This window comes from Streptomyces sp. NPDC051561, assembly GCF_044454195.1.
In the GTDB taxonomy this organism is placed as follows: Bacteria; Actinomycetota; Actinomycetes; order Streptomycetales; family Streptomycetaceae; genus Streptomyces.
Window position 1 is genome coordinate 21,439 of sequence record NZ_JBITDM010000022.1, and the last position, 21,426, is coordinate 42,864.

Sequence of the window (21,426 nt, forward strand, 5' to 3'; positions counted from 1 at the left end):
CGCAGCCCCGGAGACGCCGCCGTCCCCATCTTTTCCATGTCCTGGCGGCGCCTTGCCCCCATGGAGGATCAGATGTCCAAGGCCAGCGCCGCCCCCGCGGCTGAGAAGAAGAAGGGCGCGGGCGTGATGGCTGTCATGCAGCGCATCGGCCGCAGCCTCATGCTGCCGGTCGCCGTGCTGCCTGCGGGCGCCCTGCTGATCCGCCTCGGCCAGACCGACATGCTCGGTCGCGAGAACTTCCCGGAGTTCATCCAGAAGATCGCCGGTTACATGGCGGCCGGCGGCAGCGCGATCATCGACAACATGGCGATCCTGTTCGCCGTCGGTATCGCGATCGGCTTCGCCAAGAAGTCGGACGGCTCGACCGCACTGGCCGCCGTGACCGGCTACCTGGTCTTCCAGAAGGTGCTCGCCACCTTCACGGACAGCAACCTCCCGAAGGTCGCCGCGGTCGCCGACGGCAAGATCGTCATGAATGACGCCCCGGTCAACGCCGGCGTCCTCGGCGGCGTCGTGATGGGCATCATCGTCGCCCTGCTCTACCAGAAGTTCTACCGGACCAAGCTGCCCGACTGGGCGGGCTTCTTCGGTGGCCGTCGTCTGGTCCCGATCCTCTCGGCCTTCGCGGGTCTGGTCACCGGCATCGTCTTCGGTCTGATCTGGCCGATACTCGGTGCGGGTCTGCACAACTTCGGTGAGTGGCTGGTCGGCTCCGGCGCGGTCGGCGCGGGCATCTTCGGTGTCGCCAACCGTGCGCTCATCCCGGTCGGCATGCACCACCTGCTGAACTCCTTCCCGTGGTTCCAGGCCGGTTCCTTCGACGGTGCCAACGGCGCCGTGCACGGCGACATCGCCCGCTTCCTGGCCGGCGACCCGACCGCGGGTCAGTTCATGACCGGCTTCTTCCCGATCATGATGTTCGCCCTCCCGGCGGCCTGCCTCGCGATCGTCCACTGCGCCCGCCCCGAGCGCCGCAAGATCGTCGGCGGCATGATGTTCTCGCTGGCGCTGACCGCCTTCGTGACCGGTGTGACCGAGCCCATCGAGTTCACCTTCATGTTCCTGGCCCCGGTGCTCTACGCGATCCACGCGGTGCTGACCGGTGTCTCGATGGCCCTGACCTGGGCGCTCGGCATGAAGGACGGCTTCGGCTTCTCGGCCGGCGCGATCGACTTCCTGCTGAACCTGGGCATCGCCACCAAGCCCTGGATGCTGGTCCTGGTCGGCCTCTGCTTCGCGGTCGTCTACTACTTCGTGTTCCGCTTCGCGATCACCAAGTTCAACATCCCCACGCCGGGCCGCGAGTCCGACGAGGAGCTCGCCGAGCTCCAGAAGGCCGAAGCCAAGTAAGGCTTCGCCGCACGTCAGTTGCCTGACGCGAGGGCCCCCGGAACCGATCGGTTCCGGGGGCCCTCGCTGCTGTTCGTCCGCCGCTGCTGTTCGTCCGCCGGTACGTCGGACCAGGTGGCGCCGGTACGTCAGACCAGGTGGACCGCGCCCCTGGCCGCCAGCTCGACCGGCCCCCCGAACACCTCGCGCGCGTCGCGCAGATTGCGCTGGGCGTCGGTCCACGGCGGGATGTGGGTGAGGAGCAGGCTGCCCGCGCCCGCCCGGTGCGCGTACTCGCCGGCCTCGCGGCCGTTGAGGTGCAGCTCCGGGATGTCCTCCTTGCCGTGCAGGAACGACGCCTCGCAGAGGAAGAGGTCGCTGTCCTCGGCCAGCTTGTGCAGCGACTCGCAGGGGCCGGTGTCCCCGGAGTACGTCAGGGTGCGACCGCCGTGTTCGAGGCGGATGCCGTACGTCTCGACGGGGTGGCGCATCCTCTCGGTGCGGACCTGGAACGGGCCGATCTCGAAGGTGCCGGCCTTCAGGGTGTGGAAGTCGAAGACCTTGCTCATCGCGTCGGGGGTGGGCAGGGCGGCGTGCGCGGCGCCCAGCCGCTCCTCGGTGCCCTCCGGGCCGTACACGGGCAGGCTCGGCGCGCGGCCGCCGTCGTGCCGGTAGTAGCGGGTGACGAAGTAGCCCGTCATGTCGATGCAGTGGTCGGCGTGGAGATGGCTGAGGAAGATCGCGTCCAGGTCGTACAGGCCGGTGTGGCGCTGCAGCTCGCCGAGGGCGCCGTTGCCCATGTCGAGAAGCAGCCGAAAGCCGTCGGCCTCGACGAGGTAGCTCGAACAGGCCGATTCCACGGACGGGAACGACCCCGAGCAGCCGACGACGGTGAGCTTCATGGAGCCGGGACCTCCGTGGGTGCGGGTGTCCGCGCGGGGGCGGGGTGGGGAGCGCGGGGTGGGTTCGAGCGTAAGGCGCGTCATGGGCCCTCGCTCCTCGGCCGTGTGCCGTTGTGGGGCAACTCACCTGGGCTGTCACCGGTTCGGGGGGAGCGCGCGGGGGCGTGCGGTGGGGGGCGGGGGGGCGTGGGAACTTCGGTGGGGGGAGGGGGTGTTGGGGGGTACGGGGTCGGGGGTGGGCCGGGACGGCGAGGGTGGCGACTCCGTGGGGGGCACCTCCGCCCAAGGCGGCTGGGGCGAGGAGGGGAGACGGGCGCCGGCGCGACTCGGGTGGGGGTGGCCGGTACCGTCGGGCGCATGGATACCTCGTGGTGGCTGGCATTGCTTGCGGTGGTGGCGATCGCTCTGGTCGCGGCGCTGACCGACGGGTGGGGACGCGGCCGGCGGGTGAAGCGGCGGCGGCCCGGTGGCAGTACCCGGCCGCCGGGGCGGCCGACCGGGCCCCGGCGCAGGCCCGGGAAGCTGCCGAAGCGGCTGCCGGAGGCCGGGGAGATCTGGTGGGCGGACGTACCGTACGAGGACGGGCCCGGGTCGAAGGACCGGCCGTGTCTGGTGCTGTCGGTGCGGGGCGAGAACGCGGTCGTCGCCAAGATCACCAGCAAGTGGCAGCACGACCGGGCCGGGGTGATCGCGCTGCCGCCCGGTTCGGTGGGCGACGCCCAGGGGCGGCCCAGCTTCCTGGAGACGGACGAGTTGCGCGACGTACCCCTGTGGGACTTCCGGCGGCGGGTGGGCTCGGCGGATCCGACGGTGTGGGACCAGGTACGGCATCTGGCGCGGTGAGAGTCCGTGTCCGAGGGGGGGCGGGAGCAGCCCCGGATTCCCGGCGGGCGTCCCTTCCCGGATTTGGAATGATCACACCAGCATGGCTAGTTTGTAAGCATGCCGCACTATGCTTGATCACCCTCGTTTGTGGGGCCCCACCACCGCACCGAGATCCTGTGAACCGCGACGCCAGCCGTCTCGGCAGCCCCGCTCTGACGCACAGTGGTCCGCGTGCACCGTCGCTCTTGAACGGACACCACATGCACGGGACGAACCCGCCCCAGGACACGCCTCAGGAAACGCCTCAGGAAGCGCCGCAGGACACCCTCCGGGACATCTTCCTGGTCTCCAACAGCGTCGACGAAGTGGGCGGCGTGACCAGCTGGACACACCAGATGGCCCGGCTGTTCGCCGCCCGCGGTCACCGTGTCCAGGTCGTCGGTATCGTGCCCGCCCCGGCCGGCCGCCGGCACGATCTCGGGCCCGACGTACCGTATGCGACCACCACGCTGTACGCGGCCCATCCCCCGCAGGCCCCCCGGGTCCGTCGGCTGCACCCGCTCGACAAGCGCAAGCTGGCGGTCCACGAGGCGGACCGTGCGGCGCAGGCGGCGAAGCTGACCGCGCTGTTCAAGGCGGCCGGCCCGGGCGCGGTGATAATCGTGACGCAGGTGTGGGCCATGGAGTGGGTGGCGCTCGCCGACACCTCCGGGCTGACGACGATCGGGATGAGCCACGAGTCGTTCGCGGCCACCAAGGGCTCCTCGCGCTTCCGCCGCGTGCAGAAGCACTACCGGAACGTGGACCGGCTGCTGGCCCTCACCCGTGAGGACGCCGACCTGTGGATCGCCCAGGGCAAGCTGGACAACGTCGGCTTCATGCCCAACCCGCTCCCCTTCTTCCCCGAGCAGCCCTCCGCGCGCACGGACAAGAACGTGGTGAGCATCGGGCGCCTCTCGCACGAGAAGGGCATCGACATGCTCCTCTCCATCTGGGCCGAGGTCTCCCCCAGGCACCCGGACTGGACCCTGCGCGTCTACGGCACCGGCGACCGCGAGGCGGCCCTGCACCAGCAGGCCGAGGACCTGGAGATCTCCTCGACGGTGCAGTGGCTGGGCCGGACCTCCGACGTTCCCGGCGCGCTCCGTGAGGGGTCCGTCTTCGTGCTGACCTCGCGCGCGGAGGGCTTCCCGCTGGCCCCGATGGAGGCGATGGCCACCGCGGTCCCGTGCGTGGCCTTCGACATGGCCCCCGGTATGCGCGAGATCGTCAACCACGAGGTCGACGGACTGCTCGCCCGTCCGGGCAATGTCGATGAGTTCGCCGCGATGCTCTCCCGGCTGATCGAGGAGCAGGACCTCCGCGACAAGATGGGCGACACCGCGCGCGAGAACATCCAGCGGTTCTCCGCCGAGAAGGTCACCGACCGGTGGGAAGAGCTCTTCGGGCTGCTGGCGCGGTAGGCGGTACGCGGCGAGGACGAGGCGGTAAGCACGAAGAAGGGGGCCGGGTGATCCCGGCCCCCTTCTTCGTGCTGTTCCCGTTCTTCCCCGCGGCGCTACGCCCAGAGCTGGCCCTGCAGCGTCTCGATGGCCGCCTCCGTGGTCGGAGCCGTGTAGACCCCGGTGGAGAGGTACTTCCAGCCGCCGTCGGCGACGACGAAGACGATGTCGGCGCCCTCGCCCGCCTTGACCGACTTGTTGCCGACGCCGATCGCCGCGTGCAGGGCGGCGCCGGTGGAGACGCCCGCGAAGATGCCCTCCTGCTGGAGGAGTTCGCGGGTGCGGGTGACCGCGTCGGCGGAGCCCACCGAGAAGCGGGTGGTGAGCACGGAGGCGTCGTACAGCTCGGGCACGAAGCCCTCGTCGAGGTTGCGCAGGCCGTAGACCAGGTCGTCGTAGCGCGGCTCGGCGGCGACGATCTTCACGTCCGGCTTGTGCTCGCGGAGGTAGCGGCCGACGCCCATCAGGGTGCCGGTGGTGCCCAGACCCGCGACGAAGTGGGTGATCGAGGGGAGGTCGGTGAGGATCTCCGGGCCGGTCCCCGCGTAGTGCGCGCCCGCGTTGTCGGGGTTGCCGTACTGGTAGAGCATCACCCAGTCCGGGTGCTCGGCGGAGAGCTCCTTGGCGACCCGTACGGCCGTGTTGGAACCGCCCGCCGCCGGGGAGGGGATGATCTCCGCGCCCCACATGGTGAGCAGGTCGCGCCGCTCCTGCGAGGTGTTCTCCGGCATCACGCAGACGATCCGGTAGCCCTTGAGCTTGGCGGCCATGGCGAGCGAGATGCCGGTGTTGCCGCTGGTGGGTTCCAGGATGGTGCAGCCGGGCGTCAACCGGCCGTCCTTCTCGGCCTGTTCGACCATGTGGAGCGCCGGACGGTCCTTGATCGAACCGGTCGGGTTGCGGTCCTCCAGCTTCGCCCAGATCCGCACGTCGGCGGAGGGCGAGAGCCGGGGCAGCCTCACCAGCGGCGTGTTGCCGACGGCGGCCAGCGGGGAGTCGTACCGCATATCAGCGCAGGCCGGCCATGGACACGGCGTCGGCCGAACCGCCCGCGACGGCGGGCAGGATCGTCACGCTGTCGCCGTCGGCGAGCTTGGTGGAGATGCCGTCGAGGAAGCGGACGTCCTCGTCGTTGAGGTAGACGTTCACGAAGCGGCGCAGCTCGCCCTTGTCGACGATGCGCTCCCGGATGCCGGTGTGCCGGGTCTCCAGGTCGGTGAAGAGGTCGGCGAGGGTGGCGCCGTTGCCCTCGACGGCCTTGGCGCCGTCGGTGTGGGTGCGGAGGATGGTGGGGATGCGGACCTCGATGGCCATGGCGTGCGGCTCCTTCTCGGAAGTCTTCTCGGGAGTACGGGGTACGGGAGTAGCGGACTACGGAAGTACGGGGGCTACGGGAGTACGTGAACGGGCGCGCGGCGGGTCGTCCTCCCCCGCGCGGGGGCGTCGGGCGTCGCAGGGTGCGGGTGGTTCAGGCAGCCGTACAGAGAGTGCTGTCGAGCCGGCACAGGTCGACGTGCAGGCGCGCCACGAGCAGCAGCGTGCTGCCGGGCGTCGTCTTCGCTGTCACGTCGTGGGGAACCATGCGGTCATCGTATAGATTCCCGGCCCGGTTTCCGGCATGTGATCTCACATGGTGGGAGGATTACGTCCGCTGGGTGGACGGTGGAAGGTAGACGACGGTCGGCGCCCCGGTCGTCGGGTGCACGCTGACCTCGGCGTCGACCCCGTAGACCCGCTTGAGGAGGTCGGGGGTGAGGACCTCCTCGGGGGTGCCGGAGGCGACGATGCGGCCGGCGTCCAGGACGTAGACGCGGTCGCAGTAGTAGGCGGCGAGGTTGAGGTCGTGCAGGGCGAGGAGGTTGGTGGTCCCCAGGTCGCGTACCAGGGAGAGAACCTCCAGCTGGTAGCGGATGTCGAGGTGGTTGGTCGGCTCGTCGAGCACGACCAGGGCGGGCTCCTGCACCAATGCCCGTGCCACCAGCGCGCGTTGGCGCTCGCCGCCGGACAGTGAGGGAAAGGCCCGGTCGGCGAGGTCGGCGACACCGACCCGGTCCAGGGCCTCCCGTACGAGCTGCGCGTCGGCGGCGGTGTCCGCCTCCCAGAACCTCTTGTGCGGCGAGCGGCCCATCGCGACGACCTCGCGCACGGTGAGTTCGAACACCGCCTGTCCGTCCTGTGGGACGGTGGCCAGGCGCCGGGCGCGGGCCTTGGCGCCCATGGCGTGCAGGTCCTCGCCGTCGAGGAGGGCGCGGCCGTGGGTGGGGGTGAGGGTGCCGTACACGCAGCGCAGCAAGGTCGTCTTGCCGCTGCCGTTGGGGCCGACGAGTCCGACGGTTTCGCCGGGTCGGGCCTCGATGTCGATGGCGTCGACGAGGTGGCGGCCCTCGACCCCGTAGGAGAGTCCTTCGGTACGCAGATGGCTCATGCCGGGGCTCCTTCGGGGCGGCGGCGCAGCAGCCACAGGAAGAACGGGCCGCCGATCAGGGCGGTGAGGACGCCGACGGGTACGTCCTGGGGTTCGGCGACGGTACGGGCGGCCAGGTCGGCCAGTACCAGGAACGCCGCGCCGCCCAGCGCCACCACCGGCAGCAGCGTCCGGTGCGAGGCGCCGACCAGCATCCGCGCGGCGTGCGGCACCAGCAGTCCGATGAAGCCGATCGCCCCGGACACGGAGACCAGTACGCCGGTGACCAGCGAGGTCAGCACGAAGACGGCGGCCCGGAAGCGGGAGGTGTCCAGGCCGAGGACGGTCGCGCCCTCCTCCCCCACCAGCATCAGGTCCAGCGGCCTGGCGAGCGCGATCAGCAGTGCCGTGCCCGCCGCCAGCACCACCGCGGGCAGCATCAGCATGTCCCAGCGCGCCGACCCCAGCCCGCCCAGCGACCAGTACATGGCCTCCTGGAAGTGCTCCCGCCGGGCGGAGGTGACCATCAGGAGGCTGGTCAGCGCGGAGAGGATGTACGCCACCGCGACTCCCGCCAGGACCAGGCGGGTTCCGGTCATCTGCCCGCCGCGCCGGGCGAGGCTGTAGACCAGCACGAGCGCGAGCAGTGAGCCCGCGAACGCCCCCGCGGGCATGGTCACGGCGGTCGAGATCCCCATGCCGCTGCCGATCCCGAAGACGATGACGAGCACCACTCCGGCGGAGGCGCCGGAGGAGATGCCCAGCAGGTACGGGTCGGCGAGCGGGTTGCGCACCAGTGCCTGGAGCACGGTGCCGATCACTGCGAGGCCCGCTCCGACGACCGCCCCCAGCAGTACGCGCGGCATCCGCACGTCGAGGACGATCGTGCGGAACGGGCTCGGTTCGGCTCCCCCGGTGACGATGTCCAGCACCTGCGCGGCGGGTATCCGGACCTGCCCGAGCGCCAGCCCGGCGACCATCGCCGCCGCGAGGACAGCGGCGAGGACGCCGAGCACCAGGGTGTAGCGGAGCGGGCCCTTGGCGGGCGGCGTCTTGCAACTCACCTTCTTCTTCGCCCTACTTCTTCAGCTCGGGGTGCAGCTGAAGGGCCAGCCTCTCGATCGCGGCGGGCGCCCGCACGCCGACCACCAGCTCGGAGAGCGGCATCACCGCGAACCTCTTGTTCCTGATCGCCGGGACGTCCTTGAGGACCGGGTCGTCGAGCAGCCGCTTCTTCTTCTGTTCCACGGTCGTCGACCCGTAGTCGATGATCATGATGACCTCGGGGTTGCGCGTGACGACCTGCTCCCAGGACGCGTCCGTGAACGACTTCGGCACGTCCGCCATCACGTTCTTCCCACCCGCACGGGTGATCATCTCGTTGGCGATGCCCTTGCCGCCGGCGGTCGATGCGGTCTTGTCGCCGCTGTCGTACGCGAAGACGCTGACCGGCTTGACGCCCTTGAGCTGCTTCTCGGTGTCCGCGATGGTCTTCTTCGCGTCCGCCACCCACGTGTCGGCGCGCGCCCCGACCCCGAACGTCCGTCCCGTCTCGGCCACTTCGCGGTAGATGTCGTCGATCGCGCTGCTGCCCTTGGTGCAGTACTCGATGTTCAGCCGCGACTCGATCCCCGACTTCTTCAGGTCCTCCCTGCCGCGGCCCTGCTTGGGGTCGAAGGCGGAGGCGTAACCGCCGTACACGAAGTCGGGGTTGGCGGCCAGGAGCTTCTCCTTGGCCGGGTACTCCTTGGCGACGACGGGGATCCTGCCGTACTCGGCGGCGTACTTCGGCAGGACCTTGTCGTCCAGGTAGGCGGTGCCGGTGATGGACTTCGCGAGGCCCAGTTCCAGCAGGACCTCCGTCGCGTGCTGGTTCATCGCCAGCGCGCGGGCCGGGGGCTTGGTGAAGGTGGTCCTCACGCCGCAGTTCTCGACGGTGTACGGGAATCCGGCGGCGGGCGCGGCCCTGGCGTCCGGGGTGGGGGTGGTGGTCATGCCGCACGCGGTGAGCGGGAGCGCGACGGCGGCTATGAGAGCCATCTGGGTACGGGTACGCCAGGACATGCGGAGGTGCCTCCTTGGGGGATTTCCACGTCCCCTTTACCGGATGGAGGGCAACAGGTCAGTTCCTGGCTCCCGGGCCCCGAAGGGCCTGGTCACAGTGGCGGGACCGCGCCGGATTCACACCGGCTTCCTGGGTCCTGCGGCCCTGGTCGGGGCACAGTCTCTCACCCGGGACGCGGGCGGCGGGCGACCGGGCCCCGGGGCGTGCGTGGTGATCGGGCCGGGGGGTACGCGGCGGGGTTCGCCGTCAGCCCTCCACCACCTCGACCTCTTCCTCCGTGATGACGCCGTCGACGATCCGGTAGGAGCGGAACTGGAAGTCGCCGAGGCCGTCGGTGTCGGCCGTGGAGACCAGGACGTAATGGGCGCCGGGTTCGTTGGCGTAGGTGACGTCGGTGCGGGAGGGATAGGCCTCGGTGGCGGTGTGGGAGTGGTAGACGATGACGGGTTCCTCGTCGCGGTCGTCGAGGTCGCGGTAGAGCTTGAGGAGGTCGCCGGAGTCGAACTCGTAGAAGGTGGGCGAGCGGGCGGCGTTCAGCATGGGGATGAAGCGTTCGGGGCGGCCGGTGCCCTCCGGGCCCGCGACCATGCCGCACGCCTCGTCGGGGTGGTCGGCGCGCGCGTGGGCGACGATGTGGTCGTGCAGGGTGCGGGAAATGGTCAGCATGGGCGCCAGGATATGCAAACGGTCCCGCCTGTACCGAGGAGTGGTACGGACGGGACCGGATGGTGAGACGCAGAGTCTCGGCTGCTACTTGCGGGCGGCGAACTTCTCGGGGTCGCGTGCCTTCATGACCAGGTACGAGACACCGAGCAGCAGGGCCCAGACGGGCGCTCCGAGGAGGGAGATGCGCCCCTCCTCGTCGAGGCCCATCAGCACGATGACCATGAAGATGAAGGCCAGCGCGAACCAGCTGGTCCACGGGGAGCCCGGGGCACGGAAGGTCGACTTGGGCAGCAGGCCCGCGTCGGACATCCGGCGGTACTTGATCTGCGAGCAGAGGATCATGATCCAGGCCCACATGCCGGAGATGGTGGCGAAGGCGACGACGTAGTCGAACGCCTTGCCCGGCCACTGGTAGTTGATCCAGACGCCGACCAGCATCAGGGCGGCGGAGAAGGACGTACCGATGAGCGGCAGCCCGCGCGCCGTCAGCTTGGTGAAGACTTTCGGGGCCTGCCCGTTGAGGGCGAGGTCGCGCAGCATCCGGCCGGTGGAGTACATGCCGGAGTTGCAGGAGGAGAGGGCGGCGGTGAGCACCACGAAGTTGACGATCGCGGCGCCGACGCCCAGGCCCATCTTCTCGAAGGCGGCCACGAACGGGGAGATGCCGGGCTGGAAGTGGGTCCAGGGGACCACCGAGAGGATCATGATCAGCGCGCCGACGTAGAAGACGGCGATGCGCCACGGAACGGTGTTGATCGCCTTGGGCAGGACCGTCTTCGGGTCCTTGGACTCACCCGCGGTGACGCCGACCAGCTCCACGGCGAGGAAGGCGAACATGACCATCTGGAGGGTCATCAGGGTGGAGCCGATGCCGTTGGGGAAGAACCCGCCCTCGGACCACAGGAGCGAGACGGAGGCGGTGTCGCCGGCGTCCGAGAAGCCGACCGTCAGGATGCCGGCGCAGATCAGGATCATGCCGATGATGGCGGTCACCTTGACCATCGAGAACCAGAACTCCAGCTCGCCGAAGAGCTTCACGGAGATCAGGTTGGCGGCGAAGAGGACGACGGTGAAGATCAGGGCGTAGACCCACTGGGGCTGGTTGATCAGTCCCGTCGCGTCCTTCGTCCAGTACTGCATGTACTTGGAGGCCGCGGTGACCTCGGTGATGCCGGTGACGACCCAGAAGAGCCAGTACGTCCAGCCGGTCACGAACCCGAAGAACGGGCCGAGGAACTCACGGGCGTACTCCGAGAAGGAACCGGAGACCGGGCGGTACATCAGCAGCTCGCCGAGCGCCCGCATGATGAAGAAGATGACCAGACCCGCGATGGCGTACGCCAAGATGATGCTGGGACCGGCCTTGGAGATGCTCTTGCCCGCGCCGAGGAAGAGGCCCGTGCCGATGGCGCCGCCGATGGCGATCATCTGGATCTGGCGGGCTCCGAGGCCTCGCTGGTAGCCCTCGTTCTCGCCTTCGCCGGACGATGTGCCTTCGGCGCCAATCGCCCCGCTGCTGTCGTGTTGCTGATCGACCTGCGCTGAGGTCATGGTGTTGCGCCTTTCTCCGTGCCGACCCGGCCGGACAACACCACGCTCCGATGAGGAACGCGGCTCGCGGCTCGGATCGACGGTGACGATCCATTGAGGGGCTTTACTGCCCCCGGATTGGGAGTGCATACCGGCGATCCGCCGGCGTCAGCGCCCTCACGGACAGGGGTGGCGTCCGTGGTGGTCGTGCAGATCTATCACGCCGAAACCGATGATCGAGATGACACTTTGTGCCCTATTGCACAGGGAAAAGCAGACAAAACTCCCCTGCGGCGGCAAAGCACACAGGGGAGGTGACCCGATCGTTATTCGGATTTGAGCGTCCGCTGAGCGAACACTTACGTTTCACGGATTGATATTGCGGGATCTGTCGGACTCCTGGAAGCACCGGCGCCGGAACACCGCGCCAAGGCCGCTTCGGCTACGGCAGCAAGGTCTCGACCAAGGTCTCCTGCAACCCGCCCAGCCACAGATACGCCATCACCATCGGCTTGCGCGGGTCCTCGTCGGGGAGCGCGTACAGCAGTTCGCTCTCGTCGTCCTCGGTGATGTCCAGCCGGGAGGCGATGGTCAGCCGGAGGTCGTTGAGGGTGCCGAGCCAGCGCCGGGACTCGTCGGGCAGGAGCTTGAGTACGAGGCCGGGCTCGTCGTCCGCGGCGGCGGCCAGCGCGTCCAGGTTCCGCACCACGGACAGGGCGTCCTCGCGCTTGCGGGTGCGCAGGTCGTTCTCGGTGAAGCGGCGGAACTCGGAGGAGGCGGCGAGCTGCTCCTTGTCCGGGGCGGCCGGGTCCGACGTCGGGTCGACGTACGCCTCGGGGAAGAGCCGGGCCAGCGCCGGGTCGGCGGGGGCCTCGCTCGGGCCCTCGGCGAACAGCGCCGCCAGCGGGTCCTCGCCCTCGACCGGCTCGTCGCCGGGGCCGATCAGCTCCAGGAGCTGGACGGCGAGCGAGCGCAGGATGGACGTCTCCACTGGGTCCAGAGCGACGGCCGCGCCACCGCCGGGGACCGTCTCGAAGTAGCCGGGCATCAGTTGCGGTCCTGGGAGAGGGTCGCCCAGAGTCCGTACCCGTGCATCGCCTGCACGTCGCGCTCCATCTCCTCGCGGCTGCCCGCGGAGACGACCGCCCGGCCCTTGTGGTGGACGTCCATCATCAGTTTTTTCGCCTTCTCCTTCGAGTAGCCGAAGTACGTCTGGAAGACGTACGACACATAACTCATGAGGTTGACCGGGTCGTTGTGGACCAGGGTCACCCAGGGGGTGTCCGGCTCGGGCACCACGAAGGTTTCCTCGGCCGACTCGGGGCGTTCGATCTCTACGGGGGCGACACTCACCCTTCCCATGCTGCCACCGCAGGGGGGCGCTCGCACAAACGGCCTCCTAGATCTCGTCACTTTGACGAAATCAGGGGTAGCATCCGGTCCTATGAACGCTGCGGACCTTGGGCTGCCGGTGGATGTTCCGTCGACCGCCCTCTTCACCGACCAGTACGAGCTCACGATGCTCCAGGCCGCGCTGCGGGCCGGCACCGCCGACCGCCGCTCCGTCTTCGAGGTCTTCACCCGCAGACTCCCCTCCGGGCGGCGCTACGGCGTGGTCGCGGGGACCGGCCGGGTGCTGGACGCCGTCGAGAACTTCCGCTTCGACGCGGACCTCATCGCCTTCCTGCGCGAACAGGACATCGTCGACGAGCCGACCCTCGAATGGCTGACCTCCTACCGCTTCAGCGGTGACATCTGGGGCTACCCGGAGGGCGAGGTGTACTTCCCGGGCTCGCCGATCCTGCGCGTCGAGGGCAGCTTCGCGGAGTGCGTGCTGCTCGAAACGGTGATCCTCTCGATCCTCAACCACGATTCGGCGATCGCCGCCGCCGCCTCCCGGATGGCCGCCTCGGCGGGCAGCCGCCCCCTGATCGAGATGGGCGCGCGCCGCACCCACGAGCTCTCCGCGGTGGCCTCGGCCCGCGCGGCGTACGTCGGCGGCTTCACCTCCACCTCCGACCTGGCCGCGGGCTTCCGCTACGGCATCCCGACGGTGGGCACCTCCGCCCACGCCTTCACCCTCCTGCACGACAGCGAGCGCGACGCCTTCCAGGCACAGGTCGATTCGCTGGGCAGCGGTACGACGCTGCTGGTGGACACCTACGACGTGGCCGAGGCAGTCCGTACGGCCGTGGAGGTCGCGGGTCCGGAACTGGGCGCGGTACGGATCGACTCCGGCGACCTCCTGCTGGTCGCCCACCGGGTGCGCGACCAGCTGGACGAGCTGGGCGCCACCAGGACGAAGATCGTCGTCACCTCCGACCTGGACGAGTACGCGATCGCCTCGCTGGCGGCGGCCCCGGTGGACGCGTACGGCGTGGGCACCCAGCTGGTCACCGGCAGCGGTCACCCCACCTGCTCGATGGTCTACAAGCTGGTGGCCCGGGCACAGTCCGCCGACCCCAAGGCCCCGCTCGTCCCGGTGGCGAAGAAGTCCATGGGCGCGAAGTCCTCGCGCGGCGGCCGCAAGTGGGCGGCGCGCAGGCCCGACGAGTACGGGGCGGCCGAGGCGGAGGTCATCGGCACCGGTCCGGTGCCGCCGGAGCTGGTCGACCGGCAGCTCCAGGTGGAGCTGGTCAAGGGCGGCGAGGTCGTCGCCCGCGAGCCGCTGGACGCGGCCCGGGAGCGGCACACCAGGGTGCGGGGGGCGCTGCCGATGTCGGCGGTGCAGCTCTCGCGGGGCGAGCCGGTGATTCCGACCGAGTACCTGTGAGGGGTGCGGTCGCGTACCTCTGATTCCACCGGGTACGTGCACCACCCCTGAACCGGATTTACCGGTTGCCCCGGACGCCCACTCCCCCCGGGGCGCCGGAGTCTCTACTCTCAGGAGGACGGGCCTCCGCGACGGCACCCGCTCTCGCCGGTGAGTGCCTCTTGAGCCAGTGAGGAATGTGCCATGCACCGCGCTTTGATCGTCGTCGACGTGCAGAACGACTTCTGCGAGGGCGGCAGTCTCGCGGTCGCGGGCGGGGCGGACGTCGCCGCCGCGATCACCGATCTGATCGGTGAGGCCCAGGCCGGCTACCGCCATGTCGTCGCCACCCGCGACCACCACATCGACCCCGGCGACCACTTCTCCCCGAACCCGGACTACGTGCACTCCTGGCCCGTCCACTGCGTGGCGGGCACCGAGGGCGTCGGCTTCCATCCGAACTTCGCCCCCGCCGTCGCCTGCGGCGCCATCGCCGCCGTCTTCGACAAGGGCGCGCACTCGGCCGCCTACAGCGGCTTCGAGGGCTCGGACGAGAACGGAGTCGCGCTGGCGGACTGGCTCCGCTCCCGGGACGTCACGGAGGTCGACGTGGTCGGCATCGCCACCGACCACTGTGTCCGCGCGACGGCGCTGGACGCGGCGCGGGAGGGTTTCACCACCCATGTGCTGCTGGATCTGACGGCGGGGGTGGCCGCGCCGACGACGGAGGCGGCGCTGGAGGAGTTGCGGGCGGCGGGCGTACGCCTGAGCGGGAAGCCGGTGGTCTGAGGGCCGCGGCCGGATACCCGGTCGCCCCGGGGCGCGGCCGGCCGGGTATCCGGCGGACCGCGCTAGCGCACCGCCGTCTTCAGCAGGGCGCGTATCGGGTGCCAGAGCTCTTCGCGCGCCTCCGGTGCCGCCCGCCACAGCAATCCGTCCGGGTGGTGCAGGACAGCCGTGATCTCGTCCGGAGTGGGTGGCTCGGCGTTACCCCGGAGGTAGACGGCGCGCAGCCCCAGGTTGCGCAGCCGGGTCAGGGCGCGCGACCGGTTGGCGGCATGGACCAGGACGCGGACCTTGGGCCCCGCGCCGAGGCCGCTGGGGCCGGGGCGGGGCAGGGTCAGTGCCACCACCACGCTCCCGTTCGGAAGTCTGTTGAAACCTCCTGCGGACATGTCGATCACTCCCCCGTACGACGCCCCGTAAGACGTCGCGTCAATAGCGAGTACGTAAGAGGCATCTAAACGCGATCGGCCGCCGCCCGCTAGAGGGGCGACGGCCGATCATGCTCTGACCTGCGTAAATGGCTGGAAATCAAGCCATCAGCGGCCGGACTTGCTCACCAGGATGGACATCGTCTGACCGTCCAGGGGCTGGTGGACGATGGAGATCTTGGTGTTGGTGTCAGTTGTCTGGACGCTGCCCGTGGGGTTCTCCGCGGACCAGTAGCTGCCCCGCCGGTCGTCGAAGACGGGGTTGCCGAGCTGGGCCGGGATCCGGGTGGCGACGCCCTCCTTGTGGAGGGTGAACCCGGGGTTCGGGTACCAGCTGAAGGCCGCGTCGTACGGCTGGATCTTGTTGGAGATCAGCTTGCCGGTGTTCTGCCACTTCAGCGGCTTGGAGTGGGCGTCGATGGGCAGCAGCATGCCCTTGCCCGGGTGCTCCGCGACGTTGTTGTTGCGCTGCGAGGTGTCCCACTGCCAGATCATCAGGCCGGGGCGGTACGCGTAGTGCTCGACCCAGTCGGGGCGGTCCGTCTTCTGGAAGCCGAAGTTGTACGGGCCGGACTTCAGGGTCTTGTCGTAGCTGACGTACTGGCGGTTCTCCGCGAGGTAGTACTGCGGGAAGTCACCGTTGATGGACTCGCCCACGCGCTGGAAGCCGCGCACGGTCCAGCCGTTGTCGTCGCCCTCCGCGTTGTCGGTGAACAGGGCAGCGCCGTCCGCCTGGACGGTGATGCCGTCGGCCGCGAAGCCCTTGCCGCCCGCGCCGCCGTCGGTCTTGTAGCGGAACCGGACGCCGATCTTCTTGCCCGCGTAGGCGTCCAGCGAGTAGACGAGCTTCTTGTACTTGCCCGAGACACCGGTCAGCGCGGGCTTGTCGCCGCCGTCGCGGGTGATGGTCTCACCGTCGGCGGTGCCGTCGATGGACTTCCAGGAGGCGCCGCCGTCCTCGGACACCTGGGTGTACAGGTAGTCGTAGTCAGCCTCGATGTCCCACCAGCCCTGGAGCTCCAGGGACGCCTTGGACCTGCCCGTCAGGTCGACGTCGCGGGAGAGGGTGTTGGAGAGGTTGTCGCCGTAGTCCGACCACCACTGCTTGCTGCCCTCGAAGGGCTTCACGACGTCGGTGGTGACGTTCTTCTTCGGCAGTTCGACGACGACCGCCTGCGGGTTCTTGGTGTTGTACTCCGCGACGCCCAGCTTGTGCAGCGAGGTCGTGCCGGCCTTGGCCTTCTCGTAGTTGAGCCACCCGAGCTGCAGCTTGTCCCAGGCGGTCATGTCGCCCGGCATGTCGCCGATCTCGTTCTTGGCGGTGCCCAGCCAGGAGCCCGCCGACATCAGCGACCAGAAACCGACCGAGTTCTCGGCGGTGTTGGTGGTGTCGTAGAGGTCCGGGAGGCCCAGGTCGTGGGCGTACTCGTGGGCGAAGACGCCCAGTCCGCCGTTCTCGGGCTGCGCGGTGTAGTCGCCGACCCAGATGCCGGTGTCACCGATCGGGGTGCCGCCCGCCTTGAAGCCGGAGGGACCACTCTCGCCGTCGTCGCGGCCGAACGCGTAACCGCGGTGCGCCCACACGGCGTCGGTGCCCTGGGCGCCGCCGCCCGCCGAGCCGTCCTCACCGGCGTGCACGACCTGGAAGTGGTCGATGTAGCCGTCGGGCTCGTTGAAGTTGCCGTCGTTGTCGTGGTCGGTACGGTCCCACGCGTCGTACTTGGCCAGGTCGGTCTTGATCTGGGCGTCGGTCTTGCCGGCCGCCTTCTCCTTGGCGACCCAGGCGTTGACGCCGTCGCGGACCAGGTCCTCGACGTTGGGGCAGTTGTTGCTGCCGCAGTAGTCGGAGCCGTAGCGGGCCTCGTTGTAGTCGACCTTGACCCAGTCGGAGACCTTGCCCTCGACCGAGTAGCGGCCCGAGGAGGTCTTCTCGTAGTAGGTCTTCAGGGACTCGATGGGCTTGCCGTCGGCGCCCTTGCCCTTGCCGAAGTACAGCTCCTGGAAGTGCTCCTGGTTGTAGTCCTTCTTCCAGGCGGTGGAGTTGTCCTTGGCGCGGTCGGGCTCGGCTATCCGGTTGTGCAGCGGGCCGGGGGTGCCGCCGTACTTCTTGATGGGCGGCTTGGGGCCGCTGCCGTCCGGGTCGTACATCGTGGTGTCGTCGACCTTGTCGCCGAACTCGACCAGGATGGTGAAGATCTGGTCGGTGCGCTCACGGCCCAGCTCGACGTACTTCTTGTCGCCGAGCTTCACCACGCTGGAACTGCCGCGCTTCTCCGCCTTCTTGGTCCCCTTGAGGACCTCCTCCAGGGCGGCCTTGCGCTGCTGCGCCTGCTGCTCGCTGAACGGGCCGTCGATGACGTGGCCCTTGTCGCCCTTGACGCCCTTGCCGTTCGGGTCGCCCGCGCCGGGAGCGTTGGTCCCGTGGCTGATGGCGTCCTGCGCGGCGGCCGCGGGTGCCGGGGCCGCCTGCGCGGTGGCGAAGGTCGAGGCGGTGGCGGCGGTCGCCGCGAGCGCCACGAGTACGGCGGCGCTGCGCAGCGCCCGTCTGTTGCTGATCACTTGGTGGTGTCCTCCCTCGCGGCCGCCGGCCCGAAGGGTGAGGGGGTCCGTGTGCGGCACGCGTCACAAGTGACCTCATTCGACCGGAGTTACGAAAGAAAAGACAGACCTTGACATGAACTCATCGTGCACGCTAGGACGTTGCGGCGATCCGCTATCCGGACAGGCACCGGGTCACTCCTGTACGGGCGCTTGCGTCTCAAGGGGCGGACGGCGTCATGACACCGTGCGCCCCCCATGCATCGGCACCGTGGGTAAGGTCACGCTTACCGGCTGCTGCGCGCGGGCACCCAAGGTCATAGGGTCGGCCGAGACCCCGCGACCCCCACCCCGTGCTCCGAGGACGGACCCCATGCTGCGGACACGCCATACCCCCCGGACAGACCGCGACCCGAGCAGCTCGCACCCCCCGGGCAACGCGCTGCGGATCCCGCTCCCGACCGTCGCCCAGTGCGTGTGCGGCGCAGTCACAGTTGTCTTCTCCACCCTCGCCATGCTGCTGCTTTCCCAGACCACTTCGGGTGCCTGGATCGCGGTCATCGCGTGTGCTGCGCTGGGTCTCGGGCTGCTGGTGGCGATGACGGTGCCGATGCCGAGGACCACCTCGCACACCACGGGTACGGCCCCCGGGACCCGTACCGCTGCGGGTACGGATCCCGGGACCGTCGCGTCTCCCGCCGCCGACGAGGCGTACGGCGCGGTCCGGGTTCCCGGTCCGCGCCCCCGTTCCTCGGTGGGCGAGCACTCACTGCACGGCTGACTTCCTCACCGCACCGCCGGCCCGCTCACCGCACGGCCGACGGCGTACGGCTCGCTGCCGCTCAGACCGTGACCACCACGGTCTTGGCGGCCTTGTCGTGCACGCCCTGGTGGTACGGCTTGTCGACCGGGATCATCACCAGGTTGATGAGCCACCACAGACAGGGGCAGCACAGCATCGCGGGCAGCATCAGCACCGCTGCCCGCATCCACGCGGCGTTGCTCTGCGGGACGCTGCCGTCGTTGAGCATCGCGACCCTCAGGCCCATCAGCCGCTTGCCGACCGTCTGACCGTTCTTCTTGGTCATCAGGGCGTCGTACGCGACGTAGGCGACCACGGAGATCAGCTGGAAGACCAGCCCGGTGCCGGTGGTGACCTGGGTGATGGTGTCGCCGAGGTCGTCGGTGGTCTCGGTGACCCTGCGGTACGTCCCGAACGGGATGCCGATGATCGCGAGCGGGATGCCCACCACCAGCAGGTCGAGGAACCGGGCGGCGAACCGCTTGCCGATCGAGGCCAGCGGCGGCATCCCGGACAGCGGGTCGTTCCCGCCGAGGCCACCGCCTCCCGCACCGTAGTTGTTGCCGTCGTACGGCCCGCCTCCGTACGGGGGCAGGGAGCCGCCCGCGTTGCCCGGCGGCTGGTCGTAGGGGTTACCGGCACCACCCTGCGGCGGCGGGGGCGGCGGGTACTTCTGGAACGGGTCGTTCTCAGGCGGCACGCCGGGCGGCGGCTGGTCGGTACTCATATCCGGAGTCGACCGCGCCCGCACCGGCCCCGCAAGGGCTCGCACGCCGTTCGGGGGACGGGCGGCCGGCAGGTGCGGCCAACAAGGTGAATGCGGGTACGGGAGGGGCCGGCCGGGACGCCCGGCGCGGGTCAGCCCCTGGCGACGAAGGTACGGGCCGCCTTGTCGTGCCAGCACTGCCGCCACGGACGGTCGACGAGGCACCACAGCACGTTGAGCACGCCGATGCCGAGCACCCCCAGCACCCCGTACACCACCCATCGCCGCAGTGCCCCGCCGAACCGGGGCGGTTCGTGCTCCTCGATGCCCCGCACCTGGAGCCCGCACACCTTCTTGCCGAGCGTGCGCCCCCACTTGGCGGTCGGCAGCGCCTCGTAGAGCAGACCGAGGACCAGGAAGGTGCCGAGGACGGTGGCGAGGATGCCGACCGTGGTGCTGTCCAGCAGATAGACCGTCACCGTCGTCCCGGAGAGCCGGGCCGCCCGGATCTTCTCGTCGATGTGGTCGACGCCCTGTGTCACCAGCGGTACGGCGACGGCGGCGACGGCGGCCCCCAGCACCACCGTGTCGATCAGCCGGGCCGCCAGCCGCCGCCCGAGCCCGGCGGGCTTGGCCGCCGCCTGCTCGCGCGCGGCCCTGGTGAAGTGGTCCTCGACCGGCGGCTTCCACGGGACGACGGGCTTCCCCTCGTCCTGTCCCTCCGCCGCCGGGGCGGAGGCGAGCTGATGCACCTGCTGGGCCCAGGAGGCGGAGCCGGATGGGGCCGAGTTGCGTCCCTGGGGCGGGAGTTGGCCCTGGGGGGTGGGGGACGGGGTAGGCGTCGAAGCGGGGGCTTGAGTGCGGCTCTGGGGCTGCGGGCGGTGCTGCACGGGCTGCTGGGACTGGGCTTGTGGCTGTGCCTGTGGCTTTGCCTGCGACTGTGGGGAATTGGGCTGCGGGGAGTTGGGCTGTGGCGATTTCTGCTGTGGGGACTTCGGACGGACCGTGCGGATGGCCATGGTGCCGTCGCTGCCGGGTGCGGCCTTGGCGGGGCCACGGGTGCGGATCGACACGGTGTGGTCGGTGCGCGGCGCGGACTTGGCCTGCGGAACCTGCGGCTCGGCGGTCTGCGCCGAGGGAATCTGCGGCGGCTGCTTCTGCTCCTGGGACCGTGACTGTGACTGGCTTGGCTGCTGGGGCGGTTGGGGCTGTTGGGGCTGCTGCTGGTGCGGCTGCTGCTGGGCCGGCGGGGATTCCAGTGCGGGCCGTTCGGCGCGTGCGGGCAGGGCGTGGGAGGTGCCGGGGGTACGGGGAGTACGAGGGTCCTGTGCCGGGGTCCGGCCCCGGGCCGGGGCCGGGGTGAGCCCTGCGGGAGTCGGGGCGCCGGGCGCGCCCGGCGCCGTACCGGCAGCGGGGGCGACCGCCTGAGCACCGGCGCCGCCCTGGGCAGGGGAACCCCAGGACACCCTGCGGTCGCGCTCGCCGCCGAAACCGTTCTGCCGGGAGGTGTCCGCCTGCCAGGCCGGGGCGGGTTCCGCCGAGCGGCGCACCTCCAGCTCACCGCCCGGACCCTGCTGGGGCACCGGACGTTGCTGGGACACCGGGCCTTGCTGGGACACCGGGCCTGGCTGAGCGTCCGACCGCTGCCACTGTCCCGTCCGCTCCCGCCCCTCCTCGTCGAAGAAGAACGGGCCGGTCTCCTCCACCGCGGCGGGCCCGGCGGCGGGCGTGGTGGGTGCCGGCGCGGGTACGGAAGCCAGGTTCGGCAGACCGGAGTTCGGGGGGTACGGGGCCGCCGGGGTGACACCGGGAGGCGGGGCCGGCATCGGCTCGCCGGGAGCGGGCGCGGGGCGGCTGGTGCCGGGCACCCAGGCGCTGCCGTTCCAGTACCGGACGTATCCGGGAATGGACGGGTCGGGATAGAAGCCGTGGGTGGGGCTGCTGTCGCCGTTGGCCGGTGTGGGGGCGCTCATCACCGATTCCCGAATCTGTTGGGGGCCGCGTCTGCCAAGGGGGCCTGTCTGACGGTGTCCGTCTGGCTGGGTCTGTCTCAAACACCGGGGTCCACATCTACCAGACGCCCGCCCACCACCGGGCCCGTCCGCCCGGATGCACCACTTTTCGGTCATTGGCGGGCAGAGAAAAGAACCACCCCACAAGTCGCGTAATGAACCGCGCCGGTTGCGCTCTC

General features: G+C 69.9%; 20 protein-coding genes and 1 riboswitch. Of the genes, 6 read left to right on the forward strand and 14 right to left on the reverse strand.

Annotation, left to right across the window (positions count from 1 at the left end):
• Nucleotides 1–72: 72 nt before the first annotated feature.
• Nucleotides 73–1,350 (forward strand): PTS transporter subunit EIIC, encoded by a 1,278-nt coding sequence (locus tag ACIA73_RS33510; protein ID WP_399442672.1) that lies wholly within the window; start codon nucleotides 73–75, stop codon nucleotides 1,348–1,350.
• Nucleotides 1,351–1,478: 128 nt separating this feature from the next.
• Here ACIA73_RS33510 and ACIA73_RS33515 read toward each other — a convergent pair whose 3' ends face one another.
• Entirely contained in the window at nucleotides 1,479–2,231 is a 753-nt protein-coding gene (locus ACIA73_RS33515) for an MBL fold metallo-hydrolase (RefSeq protein WP_399442766.1), read from the reverse strand.
• Nucleotides 2,232–2,588: 357 nt separating this feature from the next.
• Here ACIA73_RS33515 and ACIA73_RS33520 point away from each other — a divergent pair, with 357 nt between their 5' ends.
• Nucleotides 2,589–3,074, forward strand: coding sequence for a type II toxin-antitoxin system PemK/MazF family toxin (locus ACIA73_RS33520; protein ID WP_399442673.1), 486 nt, complete (start codon nucleotides 2,589–2,591; stop codon nucleotides 3,072–3,074).
• 242 nt (nucleotides 3,075–3,316) lie between these two features.
• Nucleotides 3,317–4,519 (forward strand): glycosyltransferase, encoded by a 1,203-nt coding sequence (locus tag ACIA73_RS33525; protein ID WP_399442674.1) that lies wholly within the window; start codon nucleotides 3,317–3,319, stop codon nucleotides 4,517–4,519.
• Between the two features lie 95 nt (nucleotides 4,520–4,614).
• Here ACIA73_RS33525 and ACIA73_RS33530 read toward each other — a convergent pair whose 3' ends face one another.
• From ACIA73_RS33530 to clpS, 9 genes are all read right to left on the reverse strand, one after another.
• Nucleotides 4,615–5,565 carry a PLP-dependent cysteine synthase family protein gene (locus tag ACIA73_RS33530; RefSeq protein WP_399442675.1) on the reverse strand — a complete coding sequence of 317 codons (951 nt, stop codon included), beginning with the start codon at nucleotides 5,563–5,565 and terminating at the stop codon, nucleotides 4,615–4,617.
• Nucleotide 5,566: 1 nt separating this feature from the next.
• Nucleotides 5,567–5,872, reverse strand: coding sequence for a MoaD/ThiS family protein (locus ACIA73_RS33535; RefSeq protein ID WP_399442676.1), 306 nt, complete (start codon nucleotides 5,870–5,872; stop codon nucleotides 5,567–5,569).
• A 328-nt stretch (nucleotides 5,873–6,200) separates the two neighbouring features.
• Entirely contained in the window at nucleotides 6,201–6,983 is a 783-nt protein-coding gene (locus ACIA73_RS33540) for an ABC transporter ATP-binding protein (protein ID WP_399442677.1), read from the reverse strand.
• Complete coding sequence (locus ACIA73_RS33545; protein WP_399442678.1) at nucleotides 6,980–8,026, reverse strand: FecCD family ABC transporter permease; 1,047 nt, start codon at nucleotides 8,024–8,026, stop codon at nucleotides 6,980–6,982. Before ACIA73_RS33545 ends, ACIA73_RS33540 begins: the two co-directional genes overlap by 4 nt.
• Before the next feature lie 13 nt (nucleotides 8,027–8,039).
• Nucleotides 8,040–9,026 carry an ABC transporter substrate-binding protein gene (locus ACIA73_RS33550; protein ID WP_399442679.1) on the reverse strand — a complete coding sequence of 329 codons (987 nt, stop codon included), beginning with the start codon at nucleotides 9,024–9,026 and terminating at the stop codon, nucleotides 8,040–8,042.
• 38 nt (nucleotides 9,027–9,064) lie between these two features.
• A riboswitch (cobalamin riboswitch) is annotated at nucleotides 9,065–9,190 on the reverse strand.
• Between the two features lie 83 nt (nucleotides 9,191–9,273).
• Complete coding sequence (locus tag ACIA73_RS33555) at nucleotides 9,274–9,693, reverse strand: Mov34/MPN/PAD-1 family protein (protein WP_399442680.1); 420 nt, start codon at nucleotides 9,691–9,693, stop codon at nucleotides 9,274–9,276.
• Nucleotides 9,694–9,777: 84 nt separating this feature from the next.
• Complete coding sequence (locus ACIA73_RS33560) at nucleotides 9,778–11,244, reverse strand: amino acid permease (RefSeq protein ID WP_399442681.1); 1,467 nt, start codon at nucleotides 11,242–11,244, stop codon at nucleotides 9,778–9,780.
• 421 nt (nucleotides 11,245–11,665) lie between these two features.
• The gene (locus tag ACIA73_RS33565) at nucleotides 11,666–12,271 is read right to left on the reverse strand and encodes a DUF2017 domain-containing protein (RefSeq protein WP_399442682.1); all 606 of its coding nucleotides are present in this window, start codon (nucleotides 12,269–12,271) and stop codon (nucleotides 11,666–11,668) included.
• Nucleotides 12,271–12,585 carry an ATP-dependent Clp protease adapter ClpS gene (gene clpS / locus ACIA73_RS33570; RefSeq protein ID WP_399442683.1) on the reverse strand — a complete coding sequence of 105 codons (315 nt, stop codon included), beginning with the start codon at nucleotides 12,583–12,585 and terminating at the stop codon, nucleotides 12,271–12,273. The genes ACIA73_RS33565 and clpS overlap by 1 nt, the downstream gene beginning before the upstream one ends.
• 82 nt (nucleotides 12,586–12,667) lie before the next feature.
• Between clpS and ACIA73_RS33575 the strand changes: the two genes are divergently transcribed.
• Both ACIA73_RS33575 and ACIA73_RS33580 read left to right on the forward strand, forming a co-directional pair.
• Nucleotides 12,668–13,996, forward strand: a complete 1,329-nt coding sequence (locus tag ACIA73_RS33575) for a nicotinate phosphoribosyltransferase (RefSeq protein WP_399442684.1) — start codon at nucleotides 12,668–12,670, stop codon at nucleotides 13,994–13,996.
• 183 nt (nucleotides 13,997–14,179) lie between these two features.
• Nucleotides 14,180–14,764: an isochorismatase family protein gene (locus ACIA73_RS33580; protein ID WP_399442685.1), complete on the forward strand. Its 585-nt coding sequence runs from the start codon at nucleotides 14,180–14,182 to the stop codon at nucleotides 14,762–14,764.
• Nucleotides 14,765–14,826: 62 nt separating this feature from the next.
• On the opposite strand, the gene ACIA73_RS33585 is transcribed toward ACIA73_RS33580, so the two are convergent.
• Both ACIA73_RS33585 and ACIA73_RS33590 read right to left on the reverse strand, forming a co-directional pair.
• Complete coding sequence (locus ACIA73_RS33585; protein ID WP_399442686.1) at nucleotides 14,827–15,150, reverse strand: hypothetical protein; 324 nt, start codon at nucleotides 15,148–15,150, stop codon at nucleotides 14,827–14,829.
• Between the two features lie 147 nt (nucleotides 15,151–15,297).
• A complete protein-coding gene (locus ACIA73_RS33590; RefSeq protein ID WP_399442767.1) occupies nucleotides 15,298–17,544 on the reverse strand; it encodes an immune inhibitor A domain-containing protein in 2,247 nt (748 codons plus the stop codon).
• A gap of 556 nt (nucleotides 17,545–18,100) precedes the next feature.
• On the opposite strand from ACIA73_RS33590, the gene ACIA73_RS33595 reads away from it, so the two are divergent.
• A complete protein-coding gene (locus tag ACIA73_RS33595) occupies nucleotides 18,101–18,508 on the forward strand; it encodes a hypothetical protein (protein ID WP_399442687.1) in 408 nt (135 codons plus the stop codon).
• A gap of 61 nt (nucleotides 18,509–18,569) precedes the next feature.
• Here the strand turns inward: ACIA73_RS33595 and ACIA73_RS33600 are convergent, their stop codons facing one another.
• Nucleotides 18,570–19,256: an RDD family protein gene (locus ACIA73_RS33600; protein WP_399442689.1), complete on the reverse strand. Its 687-nt coding sequence runs from the start codon at nucleotides 19,254–19,256 to the stop codon at nucleotides 18,570–18,572.
• Nucleotides 19,257–19,387: 131 nt separating this feature from the next.
• Nucleotides 19,388–21,208 carry an RDD family protein gene (locus ACIA73_RS33605; protein ID WP_399442690.1) on the reverse strand — a complete coding sequence of 607 codons (1,821 nt, stop codon included), beginning with the start codon at nucleotides 21,206–21,208 and terminating at the stop codon, nucleotides 19,388–19,390.
• Nucleotides 21,209–21,426: the final 218 nt, after the last annotated feature.

Bases quoted from the DNA above. Each gene is read 5' to 3' on its own strand.
- ACIA73_RS33525 (WP_399442674.1), top strand. From the start codon at position 3,317: ATGCACGGGACGAACCCGCCCCAGGACACGCCTCAGGAAACGCCTCAG.
- ACIA73_RS33555 (WP_399442680.1), bottom strand. From the start codon at position 9,693: ATGCTGACCATTTCCCGCACCCTGCACGACCACATCGTCGCCCACGCG.
- ACIA73_RS33600 (WP_399442689.1), bottom strand. From the start codon at position 19,256: ATGAGTACCGACCAGCCGCCGCCCGGCGTGCCGCCTGAGAACGACCCG.
- ACIA73_RS33575 (WP_399442684.1), top strand. From the start codon at position 12,668: ATGAACGCTGCGGACCTTGGGCTGCCGGTGGATGTTCCGTCGACCGCC.
- ACIA73_RS33510 (WP_399442672.1), top strand. From the start codon at position 73: ATGTCCAAGGCCAGCGCCGCCCCCGCGGCTGAGAAGAAGAAGGGCGCG.
- ACIA73_RS33535 (WP_399442676.1), bottom strand. From the start codon at position 5,872: ATGGCCATCGAGGTCCGCATCCCCACCATCCTCCGCACCCACACCGAC.
- ACIA73_RS33605 (WP_399442690.1), bottom strand. From the start codon at position 21,208: ATGAGCGCCCCCACACCGGCCAACGGCGACAGCAGCCCCACCCACGGC.
- ACIA73_RS33530 (WP_399442675.1), bottom strand. From the start codon at position 5,565: ATGCGGTACGACTCCCCGCTGGCCGCCGTCGGCAACACGCCGCTGGTG.
- ACIA73_RS33565 (WP_399442682.1), bottom strand. From the start codon at position 12,271: ATGCCCGGCTACTTCGAGACGGTCCCCGGCGGTGGCGCGGCCGTCGCT.
- ACIA73_RS33580 (WP_399442685.1), top strand. From the start codon at position 14,180: ATGCACCGCGCTTTGATCGTCGTCGACGTGCAGAACGACTTCTGCGAG.
- ACIA73_RS33520 (WP_399442673.1), top strand. From the start codon at position 2,589: ATGGATACCTCGTGGTGGCTGGCATTGCTTGCGGTGGTGGCGATCGCT.
- ACIA73_RS33560 (WP_399442681.1), bottom strand. From the start codon at position 11,244: ATGACCTCAGCGCAGGTCGATCAGCAACACGACAGCAGCGGGGCGATT.
- ACIA73_RS33540 (WP_399442677.1), bottom strand. From the start codon at position 6,983: ATGAGCCATCTGCGTACCGAAGGACTCTCCTACGGGGTCGAGGGCCGC.
- ACIA73_RS33550 (WP_399442679.1), bottom strand. From the start codon at position 9,026: ATGTCCTGGCGTACCCGTACCCAGATGGCTCTCATAGCCGCCGTCGCG.
- ACIA73_RS33515 (WP_399442766.1), bottom strand. From the start codon at position 2,231: ATGAAGCTCACCGTCGTCGGCTGCTCGGGGTCGTTCCCGTCCGTGGAA.
- ACIA73_RS33585 (WP_399442686.1), bottom strand. From the start codon at position 15,150: ATGTCCGCAGGAGGTTTCAACAGACTTCCGAACGGGAGCGTGGTGGTG.
- ACIA73_RS33595 (WP_399442687.1), top strand. From the start codon at position 18,101: ATGCTGCGGACACGCCATACCCCCCGGACAGACCGCGACCCGAGCAGC.
- clpS (WP_399442683.1), bottom strand. From the start codon at position 12,585: ATGGGAAGGGTGAGTGTCGCCCCCGTAGAGATCGAACGCCCCGAGTCG.